Source organism: Rhodoferax koreense, from assembly GCF_001955695.1.
GTDB lineage: Bacteria > Pseudomonadota > Gammaproteobacteria > Burkholderiales > Burkholderiaceae_C > Rhodoferax_B > Rhodoferax_B koreensis.
In genome coordinates this window covers 2,319,658-2,331,514 of sequence record NZ_CP019236.1, presented here as the reverse complement: position 1 = coordinate 2,331,514, position 11,857 = coordinate 2,319,658, and the positions used below count along the sequence as shown (strand labels likewise).

17 protein-coding genes are annotated in these 11,857 nt (G+C 60.4%); 1 reads left to right on the top strand and 16 read right to left on the bottom strand.

Annotated elements, in window-relative coordinates; translation table 11 throughout:
• The 14 genes from RD110_RS11025 to RD110_RS10965 all read right to left on the bottom strand — a co-directional run bounded on the left by RD110_RS11025 (nt 1) and on the right by RD110_RS10965 (nt 7,695).
• Nucleotides 1-552: a hypothetical protein gene (locus RD110_RS11025; RefSeq protein WP_076199403.1), complete on the bottom strand. Its 552-nt coding sequence runs from the start codon at nt 550-552 to the stop codon at nt 1-3.
• Nucleotide 553: 1 nt separating this feature from the next.
• The gene (locus RD110_RS11020) at nt 554-916 is read right to left on the bottom strand and encodes a hypothetical protein (protein ID WP_076199401.1); all 363 of its coding nucleotides are present in this window, start codon (nt 914-916) and stop codon (nt 554-556) included.
• A complete protein-coding gene (locus tag RD110_RS11015) occupies nt 916-1,554 on the bottom strand; it encodes a hypothetical protein (RefSeq protein WP_076199399.1) in 639 nt (212 codons plus the stop codon). The genes RD110_RS11020 and RD110_RS11015 overlap by 1 nt, the downstream gene beginning before the upstream one ends.
• A gap of 40 nt (nt 1,555-1,594) precedes the next feature.
• Nucleotides 1,595-1,915 (bottom strand): hypothetical protein, encoded by a 321-nt coding sequence (locus tag RD110_RS11010; RefSeq protein ID WP_076199397.1) that lies wholly within the window; start codon nt 1,913-1,915, stop codon nt 1,595-1,597.
• Nucleotides 1,912-2,229, bottom strand: coding sequence for a hypothetical protein (locus RD110_RS11005; protein WP_076199395.1), 318 nt, complete (start codon nt 2,227-2,229; stop codon nt 1,912-1,914). Before RD110_RS11005 ends, RD110_RS11010 begins: the two co-directional genes overlap by 4 nt.
• Nucleotides 2,226-3,677, bottom strand: coding sequence for a hypothetical protein (locus RD110_RS11000; RefSeq protein ID WP_157900152.1), 1,452 nt, complete (start codon nt 3,675-3,677; stop codon nt 2,226-2,228). Before RD110_RS11000 ends, RD110_RS11005 begins: the two co-directional genes overlap by 4 nt.
• A complete protein-coding gene (locus RD110_RS10995; protein ID WP_076199391.1) occupies nt 3,674-4,291 on the bottom strand; it encodes a phage adaptor protein in 618 nt (205 codons plus the stop codon). Before RD110_RS10995 ends, RD110_RS11000 begins: the two co-directional genes overlap by 4 nt.
• Nucleotides 4,291-4,578 (bottom strand): hypothetical protein, encoded by a 288-nt coding sequence (locus tag RD110_RS10990; RefSeq protein ID WP_076199389.1) that lies wholly within the window; start codon nt 4,576-4,578, stop codon nt 4,291-4,293. The genes RD110_RS10995 and RD110_RS10990 overlap by 1 nt, the downstream gene beginning before the upstream one ends.
• The gene (locus tag RD110_RS10985) at nt 4,578-4,889 is read right to left on the bottom strand and encodes a hypothetical protein (protein ID WP_076199387.1); all 312 of its coding nucleotides are present in this window, start codon (nt 4,887-4,889) and stop codon (nt 4,578-4,580) included. The genes RD110_RS10990 and RD110_RS10985 overlap by 1 nt, the downstream gene beginning before the upstream one ends.
• Before the next feature lie 65 nt (nt 4,890-4,954).
• Nucleotides 4,955-5,878 (bottom strand): DUF5309 domain-containing protein, encoded by a 924-nt coding sequence (locus tag RD110_RS10980; RefSeq protein WP_076199385.1) that lies wholly within the window; start codon nt 5,876-5,878, stop codon nt 4,955-4,957.
• Nucleotides 5,879-5,902: 24 nt separating this feature from the next.
• Complete coding sequence (locus RD110_RS10975) at nt 5,903-6,865, bottom strand: hypothetical protein (RefSeq protein WP_157900151.1); 963 nt, start codon at nt 6,863-6,865, stop codon at nt 5,903-5,905.
• Nucleotides 6,866-6,953: 88 nt separating this feature from the next.
• Nucleotides 6,954-7,244 carry a hypothetical protein gene (locus RD110_RS10970; protein ID WP_076199383.1) on the bottom strand — a complete coding sequence of 97 codons (291 nt, stop codon included), beginning with the start codon at nt 7,242-7,244 and terminating at the stop codon, nt 6,954-6,956.
• Nucleotides 7,241-7,405 (bottom strand): hypothetical protein, encoded by a 165-nt coding sequence (locus tag RD110_RS27935; protein ID WP_157900150.1) that lies wholly within the window; start codon nt 7,403-7,405, stop codon nt 7,241-7,243. Before RD110_RS27935 ends, RD110_RS10970 begins: the two co-directional genes overlap by 4 nt.
• Nucleotides 7,402-7,695 (bottom strand): hypothetical protein, encoded by a 294-nt coding sequence (locus RD110_RS10965; protein WP_157900149.1) that lies wholly within the window; start codon nt 7,693-7,695, stop codon nt 7,402-7,404. The genes RD110_RS27935 and RD110_RS10965 overlap by 4 nt, the downstream gene beginning before the upstream one ends.
• On the opposite strand from RD110_RS10965, the gene RD110_RS27930 reads away from it, so the two are divergent.
• Nucleotides 7,694-7,927, top strand: a complete 234-nt coding sequence (locus tag RD110_RS27930) for a hypothetical protein (protein ID WP_157900148.1) — start codon at nt 7,694-7,696, stop codon at nt 7,925-7,927. The genes RD110_RS10965 and RD110_RS27930 overlap by 2 nt on opposite strands.
• Before the next feature lie 6 nt (nt 7,928-7,933).
• Here RD110_RS27930 and RD110_RS10960 read toward each other — a convergent pair whose 3' ends face one another.
• Nucleotides 7,934-9,478 (bottom strand): alpha/beta hydrolase family protein, encoded by a 1,545-nt coding sequence (locus tag RD110_RS10960; RefSeq protein ID WP_076199379.1) that lies wholly within the window; start codon nt 9,476-9,478, stop codon nt 7,934-7,936.
• A 12-nt stretch (nt 9,479-9,490) separates the two neighbouring features.
• Nucleotides 9,491-11,842, bottom strand: coding sequence for a portal protein (locus tag RD110_RS10955; protein WP_076199377.1), 2,352 nt, complete (start codon nt 11,840-11,842; stop codon nt 9,491-9,493).
• Between the last annotated feature and the right edge of the window lie 15 nt (nt 11,843-11,857).

Below are 11,857 nucleotides of genomic sequence, written 5' to 3'. Positions count from 1 at the left end.
TCAACGGCCTCCGTCGCTGTTGAAGGCTGCGAACGGGTCCGTCACTTGGTACTGTGGACCTGTTGCTGGCGCCTTGACTGGTTGCTCCATCGCCATCGTAGCTTGAGGAATGGCATAGCCCAGGCCTGCCGTGGTCGTCATGGGCGCGGTCTGCTGGCGCTGGGCGAGCATGGCCAACAGGCCGGAATTGCCCGACTGGTTACCGGTCGTGCCGAAGTTGTACGAGGCAGGCCGTGCGCTCGGGTTGTCGCGGTTGAAGCCGGTTTGCTGCCCGCTGATCTGCCCCAAAAGGTCGGGAATCAGCGTGTTCATGTAGGAAGTCTGATTGCCCATATTCCCCAGCGCGGCAAGTTGCTGCTGATTGAACGGATTGGCGGCGTACTGGCTCTGCAGCGCCTGGCCCGTGGCGAGGTTGCTCTTGATCCAGGGCGCGGCTTCTGCCCAAGGTTCCTTGGTGGCCGTGGTCGTGCCCGCACCGCCTCCACTGTCACCACCGCCAAGCAGGCCGCCAACGGCAGCGCCTGCCACCTGACCGATGATTGCGTCTGGCATGTCAAATGTCCTTTTCTAGAGTCACTGTGCGAATCCGGTAAGCCGGGAGGCGCTTCGCCCACCCTTTGCGACCGGTAAAAAATGCCTTGTTGCAGCCAACGGACTTGCCCCAGGCCTCGATCTCGATGCGTAGTGAATCGACGTAATCGCCGGCCATCGCAACGAAATGCAGGGCGCGGCCGCGCTTGGTTTCCACCACCTCGGTGACGGCCCAAAGGCTACCGTCGCGCCACAGCTGGGCCATGTCCTGCTGGCACTTGGTAACCCAGGTGCATGCGTTGTGGACCTCCGACAGATCGAAGGCTGGCGTCAATCCTTGAACCGCGGCCTCAAAGTCAATGGAGGCCGGCCGAACAACTGGCATCAGAAAAACTGGCCGTAGTCCGGGTTGGTGTATTGGGCGTAGTTGCCCGAGCCGCTCACCCAATCGGTGTTGCCAGAGCCGTTCTTGTACTGGTTGTAGATGCTGTTGCCGAGCTGCGCGCCACCCAGGGCCGAGGTGATTGGACTGCCCGAGCTGCCTTGCACGCCGGTCGTGGTGCCGAAGCCCTGCCCCAGGCTGTTGGCGTTCTGGGAAAACTGCCCGTAGTAGTTCAGCGGGGTGTTTTGGACCGTCGTCCCGTTGTTCAGATCCTGCTGGTTGTAGCCGTTCATGGCCGACAGCAGGCCGATGCCGGTTTGCAGGTTCTGGTTGTTCTGGCTGAAGGCGTCGTTGTACAGGCTGCGATCAAAATTCTGATCCCACTGGTAGTTCTGGATGTTCTGGTTGTAGGCGTTGCCACGCAGCGTGTTCGAGATGTCACCCAGAGAACTTTGCAGATTCTTCTGAGAGTTTTCGTTCAGTTGCTGCACGCCGGCATTGCCGAACGAGCCCGACTTCACCATGGCGTTGTTGTACGCCGGCTGGGCCGTCATGTTGTAGTTCCTGACCAGATCGCCCTGCGCCTTGTCAATGCTGGAGGTCAGATAGGGGTTTTCGGTCGCAAGATATGGGTTTGCCATGTGCTCTCCAGCGCTTCGCAGCGTTAGGGGTTGTTTAAAGTCAGTTGCCGGTCAGGGCGCGGTGCTGCACAAAGGTGCCTGGCGAGCCCGCGGCGACACAGATCCAGCCTGTCACGACGTATTTACTGCCCGCGGTTCCGGCCTCTACCGGTGCGCTGTTGCGGACAAAATCGCCACGCTGGTACTGCCCCGTGGTTGGGGCCGATGTAAGCGCGTTGTCGATGGCCGAAACACGACCATCGGCGATCTGATTGGCCTTCTGAGCAAACGCACGGAAGACGCGGGTCAGCAGTTGGTTCAACGCCACCTCGTAAGGGCTGGTGGCACCGATTGGAAGCTGCGGGTTTTCTTCGAGCCTCATGCGGCCTCCTGCAACAGTTGGCTCAGCATGTAGCAGAACGGCTCCCCGCCCGCCTCCCGAGGATCGATACCGCAGCGCTCGAAAACGTGCAGAACGGCGTGACTCAGTTCGTGCACCAGTTGCGGGGTAGCAGCCGCCCATATCAGATAGGTCCACATCCCATCCTTGCCCTCCCCGCCAGTGAAGCGGCCAACCTGGGCGCAAGTCAGGATGTCCGGCGTCTTGAAGAGATTGACATGCTCGCGCTCGTACTCCTTGCGCGACTTGGCGACGAACAGCCGTCCGTGATACGGGCGCAGAGAAAGTTCTTTCATCGCGCCCCCGTTACCTTGGGCTTACCGTCGAAGGCCGTCTCTTTGTGCGGCCCGGTCATGTCCACGCGGATGCGATGGAACCGGCCCGTCTGACGGATGTCAAACTTGCCGTCATTGATCGCGCCCGATGGCCCTGCGACCAGCGCATCACCCTCGTTGAACTTGAACGAGCCCGAGGCAATCGCTGTTGTTGGCCGATTGACATAGCGGACCCGGAACCGGTCCAGGATCGTCACGGCGTCGTCATCGCCCATGTCACCCGTCGTGAAGCTGGACGCCTGCGTGATGCCGTTTAGCGAAACCAGTTGATGCGACGTGTTGAAGTACGCCGAAACCTGCCCGCCAGACAGCCAGTACTGCGAATCAACCGGAATGTTTGGCAGCGTATCGATGGTGCTGGCATATGCATCCAGGCCGTCAATCGTCACGCCGGGCGAGATGTAGTTCAGCGGCGCCTCAAGCGTCGTATCGGCGCGGCCCCACTTCTTGGCAACCACGTGGTACACGAGGCATGTGTCACACGCGCCACTCGATGCAAGCGAGGGGAAGCTTACCCGCACCAGGTTGTTTTGCTTGTCGTAGGAGGCTTTGGTCCGGTTGCGGTAGCTCGGGCTGGAGTTGTCCAGGAACCACTTGCGCACCACACCCGTGCCGATGGGTTGAGGACGGGTGCCATCGAACAGCCAGAAATTGTCGTTGCTGACGATGAAATGTGCCCCGCCGATGTCGCAGACCGCATCCTGACCAACAGCACCCGCCTCGCCGCCTGGCACCAGGTTCCACTGCCAGACCACTGGCGCGCCGGCAAACGAGCCAATGAAGATGCCGCGGGCTTTGTAGGCCACCACGTAATCCCCAAGCGTCATGGCGGCCTGAATGGGGCCTTCAATCGCCACCAGGCGCCCCGTGTTGGCCGAGTTGGCTACGTTGGGTGTCCAGTTGGTCTGATCGCTCTGAGCGCAGCACCACCAGCGGTCCGGTGAAGCCCCATAGGTCACGTCGTTCGTGTTGAAAGCAATCACGAAATTGGACGATGCGCTGACGACGATCTTGGCTTTGGGGGCCGTGGCAATCGCAGTAAAAGCCCCGGAGGCCGACGACTGCATGGCGTCCGTCAGATTGGAGGCCACCGTCGTATCACCGAACTGACAGAAGCTCCATCGCGACTCGCTGGAGCCGGTGTAAGTGCCTGCGCTGCGGTCGGTCCAGGTCGATCCGGTGAGCTCGTACAGCTTGGTCTGCGTTCCGGCGAACACCCGGCGCGTGCCGTCCAGCTTCGTCGCAACAATCGCACCGCGGCATTCGGCAGCGAGCGCAGCAGCAGCCACCGCGACCGGCGTCGGTGCACCCTGGAACCCGGATTCGTAAGGCACCACATTGGCGCAGTCGAGGAAGATCCCCGGCACCAGAGGGTCTGAATCCGGCGCAAAACCAACGATGGGGTTCATCCTGCGCGCACCCTCAGTGCGGAGCCGCTGGACAGGGCCGAGTCGTCAGCGTCCTGAACGTCCTTGATGGCGCTCTTGTACATGGCCTCCCAGCGTGCGGCGCGCTCGTCGTTCATCGTGTACAGGCTGAATTCCTTCATGCAGGCGTTCAGGTAGACCGATGGGTGATTGGTCAACAGCCAGTTGGTCGGCGTGACGCTGAGAGCCGGAAACTTGGCGTAATACACCGCCTTGAGCGTGTAAACAATGTCCGGGGTCGGTGCGAGCAGGAAGTTGCCTGCTTGCAAGGTGTAGATGCTGGGCTTGCCGAGCGAGCCGTTGTCGGGAAACTTCTCTTCCATGTAGCCGAGCGGCACATAGTTCAATGGCGCAGAGGAGGCACCGCCAGACACGTCGAGGTTCTGGAATTCCAGCCAGTCGGAAGGAAGCGCTTGCGAGCGCGTACCGCCGACCGTGCTGAAGGTCGTGCTGACCAGTTGCATGCGCAGGCGAAGGTCGCGGTTGATCCGCGCTTCGGCCAGGGTCACGAAATCGGGAATGATCGCATCCAGGTCGGCACGGTTCGCCCAGGCTGCAACAGAGGCCAGCAGGTCGGAATAGGTAGCGAGCGACATCAGATTGCTCCAGGCCAGATGCGGAAATGCGCCAGCGCCGGGTCTTGCAGCATCCGCTTGATGTGGGCCTTGTCCTTGCACCAGTCGGAGAAGCTGATCCCGTTGTCGTTGATGTACTTTTCGACCATCACCATGGGGATGCGTGCGGCGTGCTTCATCTCGCTGGTGCCATGCGCACCGATGTTGTGCTGCGACTTGGCGTATTCAGCGATGGGCGTGCAATCCTGGGTGTTGGAGACGACCATGCGGCCGTCCTGAACGTGGATGCTGGACTGCAAGCCGCTCATTAGCAGTTCTCCAGGGGGCTGACCTGCACCACACCTGGGCCGGCAACCTGAATCGCGGCAATGTTGGTGACGCCAGAAGGAACGTGAAGGATCACGGCGTCACCGGGTTGAACTTGCAAGTCGGTGGCGACGGCAGTCTGCGCGCCAGCACCGATGCGGACACACGCCGCGGCAGAGGCGGCAACGCGGATGTATCTGGGGATTTCACCGCTCGATGCGGTAGGAATTGCGCCGCCGGCAGACGTGCCGGAGGTCGTGATGGCAATACCGGTCTTTGTGACCGTGATGCTGTCGTCAAATCGATTGCCCATGAAGGCTCCTGCGCTTCTCAGCGTTGAGGGAAAGAAAAGGCCCGGTGGTTAGCCGGGCCAGGAGCTTACAGAATGTCCAAAATCCCGCCGTGGGCCTTGGGTGCCCGGTTTTCCAGGCAGTACTCGACCACGATTTCCTTCTTCATCGAGTCGCCGGTAGGAGCCAGGTCGATGGTCGTGAAGGGACGCAGGTAGGCCACCGCCAGCTTGTCGGACTGCAGCACCCACACATCGCGGGCGCGCTGGAAGCGGTTCGGCACAGCCTTGAGCTCGCCGAAGTCACCTACATACACGTCCACCGATGCGGTCAGGCTCTTGTCCTCGCCCTTGTCGAAACGGGTCGAGTTGCCGGTGAAGCTGGAGAAGGTTTGCTTCGCCAGCGGGCCGAACATGATCGTGTCGGGGTCGCCACCAGCGGTGTAGACCTTCTGCAGCACGTTTTTCATGCGCGTTTCGGTGAAGGCGGCTTGCGTGCCGTCGGTTTGCGCCACGTTGGTGACGTAGTTCGGAGCGACGTAGCCGGCACCAGCGTCCACGTTGTCACCGGCCCAGCCCACCAGGCCGCGCGAGGTGCGTGGCGAGGTAGCCGCGGTGTTGTTCTGGGTCAGGCCCAACTCCATGTCGCGCTTCAGTTCCAGAGAGGCCAGGGCCATCTGGTAGCCCATCTCGTCCTTGCGGCCGGCAGAAAGGGTTGCTTGCTGCGTGCCGGAGACGAAAACGGTCTTGGTGCTGATTTGGGTGCGGTTGCCCAGACGGACGGTGGGCGTCACAACCTTGGCGGCGGCGTCGTCGCCTTCAGCCTGCGCATTGCTGGCGGCTGCGGCGAGATCCTGGGTCTGCCACTCGTGCAACGTGGCCGTCGCTTTGGTCTTGCTGGCCATGCTCAGCAAGGGGGTCTGCGTTGGGGAAATTCGGTAGATGGTATCGGCCAAATCTTCCCTGTTCCCGATCGCGGCGGTGGAAACAAAGGTATTGGTAGGTGCGGTCATGAATGGCTCCTGCGCCTCTCGGCGTTAGGTTAAAAGGGATGCAAACACGGCGCCGGCATCTTCGACGCGCCCAGACTTGCTCAATCGCTGGAATGCAACCGAGCGTTTGTCGACGTTTTGGGTCTGACCAGTGGAAGGACGCTCAACCCGAGCCGGGGTGGCGTTGATCTTCTTGGCCGCGACGGATGCCTTTGCCACCATCTGGTCGTACAGCATGGCCTTGCGGACATTCAGCACGGCGCGATGGTCGTGAACGTTCGAGATTTCGGACTCCGAATACCCAGCTTTGAGCAGGTAGTCCTTGATCTCCTGGGTGCCTTGCTTCATCTTCGCCTCGTCCTTCCATTCAGGCACCTTGGCGAGAAGCAAATCCCGCTGGTTCTGGATGTGTTCGCGATAGCTCGACGCCTGCTCGGCTTTGACAACCTCCTCCAGCTGGGCCTTTTGGTTGAGCGTCTGTTGCAGGTCGGCGTGTCGCTTTTGGGCGATGTGTTGCTGCCTCAGATACTCGACCGGATCAGTGTCCAGAAGATGCTGCCAATCGATGTTTTGCTGCTCTTGCAGCTGCGCTTCCAGTACCGCGGCGGCCTTGTTCAGGCCATCGGCGTACTTCTGGCGTTCTTCACGGGCCTTCGCGGTCTCTGCTTCAGCGGCTTTGCGCTGCTCGGCGAGTTTCTGCGTCTTCTCCGTGTAGTCCGCTTGCCGTAGGCCACTCTTGTGCGCCTCGGCGATCTGGGCTTTGGTCAGTTCGACCGGCTTGCCGTCAACAAGGACGGTGACGATCTCATCTCCCTCTGCTTCAGATGGTTCGGGGTTGGCCCCCTCTTCCTGTTCGTTGGGCTGCGCTTCAGCCTCAACGGCGGCAGGCTCTTCCTTTTCAGGAGGCTCTACCGGGTCCAGCATCGACGCGAATGCCGCGCCAGCCTCTGCTGTGGTGAGGCTTGAATCGCTCGTTTCCGAGCCTGTGGGTGTCGTAGACGTGTCCACTCGTTCTCCTTTGGCGACGCATCACTGCGCTGGCCTGCCCAACTAATAAGCCGAAATGGCTATCCATGCGCGTTGGGCAAACGCTGAATTAGATTGGCTCTAAAAGCCTTCTGGTGGGACCGATGAGGTCCGGCATATCATCGATCCAGATGTCCGGCATCAGGCCCTGAGCTGCCATGTATGCGCCTTTGGGCTGACCGCCTGTATAGAACAACTCAATCCCAGGTGGTGGCGCGTCAATAGGCTGCCGGTCCTGATAGCGAAACGTCACACACACCACAAGGTGTCGATTCTTGACGGCTGCCGCAATGAACAGATCCCACAGTTCAGGATCTGCCGTGTAGGTGTCGTCGTAGTCAAGCGCGATGATTTTTGTCATCGCAGTTCAATGATTTCCCCGGTGGTCAGTTGGTAGGCCGGCTCCCCGACCTGCACGCGCACATTGCCGTGGTGCGTGTCGAGCACTTCGCAGTCGGCGTCCGGATGCCAGACTGTGGCGATCTGGTAGTGGAAGCAGTGCTTGTTCTTCACATGCTTCACAGCGTCATGCCAAGCGATTCCTTCAGCCGGTCGGCGATCGACTTCTTGTGCTCCAGCTCCTGCGCTGCCAGTTTCCCCGTTTCCATCGTGGTTTGCAGCATCGACTGCACTTTGTTCAGCGTTGCGAGCATCAGCCAAAGCCTTTGGCGGCCGTCCTCGTCGCGGGCTGGTGAGGTTTCCCATTGTTTGATGATCTCCGTCTTGTAGTCGGTGAAAGCCTGCTGGTAGACCTCGTTATCGAGGACTTCCTTCGCTCGGCTGGCTTGGTGGATCTTGGCTTCTAGTGACATGGTTTCGCTCCCGGATTGGCGCGGTTTATGCATCGGGTTACAGTTGCATCTGCTCAACAAATTACCAAAAGGCCCGGAAATGCAAGGAATTCACTGGTTCGCCATCGCTACTGGCGTGAGCGTCTTTGTCATCGCCGGACTTGCTGTCGCCTGGCAGGCCTGGCACCACCGGAATGTCTCGCCTGAAGAACATCGCCGGCAGTGGGAAGACCTCAACGACCAGCAGTGGTAGCCACGACTACAGGTTGCACTGGGCCACCACGTCGGCAGGAATAAAGGCAGAAGGATCGCCATGCGTGCCGGTATGCGTGGTCAGCACAACTGATGCCGCCGTGCCCGTGACCTTTGTCACCAGCAGATCGGAATTGTTGGCCTTGGAAACGATGGTGTCGGAAGCGGATGCGGTCATGCGCATGTTCTTGCCTCCGTACTGCGAGGTAGAAAACTGCATCGGATCGCAATCCGCGACGTTGGCTGCAAACCCTGGCGCACCACCAAATGCCGTGTTGATCGCCGATGTGAAGCTGCTGGACGCCTGCATGTACGCCAGGTTGCAAACGGGGTAGATGCCATACCAGTTGGTGATGCCCGAGTACTGCGCCAGCGCACGCAACGATGTCAGCCCGCCCATCGACTGACCAACCACGCTGAGCTTTGCAACCGTCAACTTGGTCTTCAGCCACGCAAGCGCGGCCTGGGTTGCAAGCCAACTCGCCGGGTTTCCCCAGTGGTCGGTGATCGATCCACCAGACGACGTGATGACGATCCAGCCATCGGCCAGCAACGCCTTGAGCGTGGCACGGAACAACAACTGCGTGGAAGTGGCCGCCGTGATGCCGGTGAGGTGGCTCAAATAGTCATCGCCTGCGCCATGGAAGTACATGCAGACTTTGGCCGAAGCAGGAAGCGCGGCCGGAAACAGCACAGCCACATCGTCGGAAACGGCCGCATTGCGCTGGTACGCCGCGCCGCTGAGGATGGGTGCGGCCTTGAAACTGGCATTCGTCTCCAACAAGAACGGGGTCGTGGCCGTGTTGACGTTAGCCGTCATGATGGGCAGCGTCCCCTGGGCATCGAAGCCGATCTGGCAGGCAATGACGTTGAAGGTCGTTGCTTCGAGGAAGCCACCTGCATGCCCTTGCAAATATGCGGGCTCGTAGCCGGTCGGAAGGTTTAGGATGTTCTCACCCTTGGCCGCAATGGTGCCCGCCGACTTGTTCAAGCGCCCGGCCAGATTGACGGTTCCGGAGTTCAGCGAAGCAACGGGAAGTTGGCTATCAGTGGCGGCTGCATTTGAGGCCGACAAGGATTTCCAGTTGTTCAGGAAGCCGCGAACAGGAACAAACAATGGCTGGGTGCGCAGTAGGTCGGCGATAGTCGCCGAACTGCCACCAGAGCCGCCCACCGATGAAAATACAGCAGAAGTGCCAAGCCCAGCCAGCGACCACATGGCCCCATCGACCGTGGCCAACGTGCCGACAGGGAACGATGCCGTGCCAGCCGCAAGGGATGCGTTCACCACGGCGATCTCGGCCGCGGTCAGGCTACCCAGCGTAAAAGCACCGTTGGCCGCGTAGATGCGGTCATACGATCCGGCAGTGATTGCCTTGATCGACACCGACGTTTGCACCTTGTAAGGTCCGATGGTCTGCGTACCGTCCAGGTGCACCGTCTGCGTCCCCTGGGTCGAGGTGATCGTCATGTCGGCAATGCCGGTGAACGTGTAGGTGTCGTCGGCATCGACCGTCAGATTGATCGTGGCGCCAATGGCAAATGAAGGCATGGTGTTCCTTGGTTACTGAGTCACGTCCGCGCTGACTTCGGCGGTGGCGGCTTGGGTTGCGGCGTCGTCCAACTTGGCCTTGCTGGCGATGTTGGCGACCTGAATCTTGGTTGCGGCTTCGAGCTGGGCGACTTCCCACTTGAAAGCCATCTCACGCTGATGGGCTGCGTCGTCGTTCTGCAGCTTCAACTGAGCGAGTTGGGCTTCCTGCTGAATCTTCAGCGTGTGCTGCTCGGCTTCAGCGCGCTGGCGGTTGTTATCCACCTCGGCCTGCATCTGCATCCGAGCCTGCTCAAGCTGAGCTTCGTAGTTGCGCTTGGCCTCGGCTTCCTGCGCGGCGTATTGCGCTTTGACCTGCTCAATCTGCGCATTGGCCTGCAATTCGGCTTGTTTGCTTTGGTTCTGCGCCTGCAGCTTCATCTGCTCGATCTGCAACTGGCCTTGCATCTTGGCGGCCTCTGGATCGGGACGCGGCGGCGGCGGGTTCTTCTCGGGGTCGTTGAAATACTTCTCGGCGTTCTTGAAGCCCATCAGCTCGGCCATGTCCACGTGGAGCTCGTAGACGTTCTTGGGGTTGCTCACGCCGATGGCCATGGCATTCGCTTGCTGTTGCGCAAGGCCCATCAGCTTCTGCACCTGCTCATCTTTCGACCCGATGCCCAGGCCGACATTGATGTTCACGTCGAACTGGTTACGCCACTCCCGCGGGTCCATGTCCACCCACTGGCCGTTGACGTTGATTTGCGTCTTCTTGTCCTGATGCTGGCTGACCAGCTTGAGCATCATGCGGAACAGGTCCACGAACCCTTCGGCGAAGTTGCGCGCGATCAGGTCCACACGCATGTCACCCTTGCCGGTGATGATCTGCACCCCTGTGGCGGTCTGGTTGAGCGCCTTGGAGTCGTTGCCCTGGCTGTAGCGTGTCCAGCCGGTGGACTGCTCAAGGTTTTCCTCCATCCAGGCCATCATTTCGGTGGATGCGCCGCCGTCACCATGGCCCTGGTCGAGCCGACCCACCGCGTTCGGGTTCTTGATGCGCACCACGCCACCAGGGCGGGAGTACATCAGGTCATCCAGATTCACCTGGCCTTCAACCGCGAAGTACCTGCCGTTGACCTGCAAATACATGTTGTCCAACTGCGCGCGCAAGATGTTGGTCTTGGTGCGCTGGCTCTCCATGGCCAGGTCGGCGACTGACAGGCCATAGAACATGTGCGACAGTGGCACAGGGCAGATCGACACGAACGGGGCGCAATCGACTTCCTCGTTGTCGAGGATCTGATTCCCAGCGCGAACGACCTTGCGAAGCTCTGCGATGCCATCACCGTCGTAGTCGCAGCGGATGTAGCACTCCGTCACCCACACGATGCGCTGCGACTTGTCGCCGCTGTTGTCGTCGATGTAGGTGTGTTGTTGGTCGCGGGTCAGGCGCTCTTCATTCAGGTCACCATCACCATCGGAGGCGATGTCGTCGACGTTTTTGTAGCCCATCGAGCGCAGTTCGGACAGCGTCCGCGGCACACGATGACCGACAAACCGCGCCGTCTCGATGCTCTTGGCCTCACGCGAGATCAGGAACTCTTCAGGCGGCACGTTGTTGATCGCAATCTTGCCGGCCTTCAGCGACCGCTTGAAGGCCACGTCGTACAGCATGGCGGGCGGCTGGGCCTGAATGTGTGCGATCTGCGCCTGAAGCTGCTGCACGGCCTGCATGGCCTTGGGATTTCCCTGTGGCGCCTGTGGGTTGGGTTGCGCGGCCTGCATGGCCTGCTGCAACTGCTGGCCCATCGCCTCCAGAGCATCCTGGCGGTGCTTGGCATCTTCCTCGTCCGGGTAGGTCGTCTGCTCGATGGCTTCGACCTCTGGATCGTCCATGATCTGAGCGAGTTCGATCTCGGTCAGGCCCTTGTACTCTTCCCGCTTTTCCTCGGCGCGCGTGTCCCACCAGATCTTCAGGAAGCCGCGCTTCTGCAGCAGGGCATCCAAGAACCATGTCGAGCAGATCGCGTGACCGTTGTTCTTCTTGAAGAACAGGTAGTTCAGGTAGTCCGTGCAGGACTTGGCCTTGTCCTCGTCGTCAGGCTGAGATGCCTGGAACTCCACCACCTGATCTCCACCGACGAACTTCGCCATGAGCTGCGGCATCATGGACAGGATGGTGTTGCGCACGTCAGTCGAGACAACCTTAGACCGGCCTTCGATCTCTGGCGGCGTCAGGTCGTACTCGGGCAGGCCGAGGTAATACACCATCGCCTTGCGCCGTTCGGCGGACAGCTTTCCACCGATGTGCTGCACGGCGGCGCGCATTTCTGCGTCGGTCAGCGCCTTCAGATCATCATCGCTGAGAGGGGATGGTTTGGTCATTTGTATCGGGGCGCT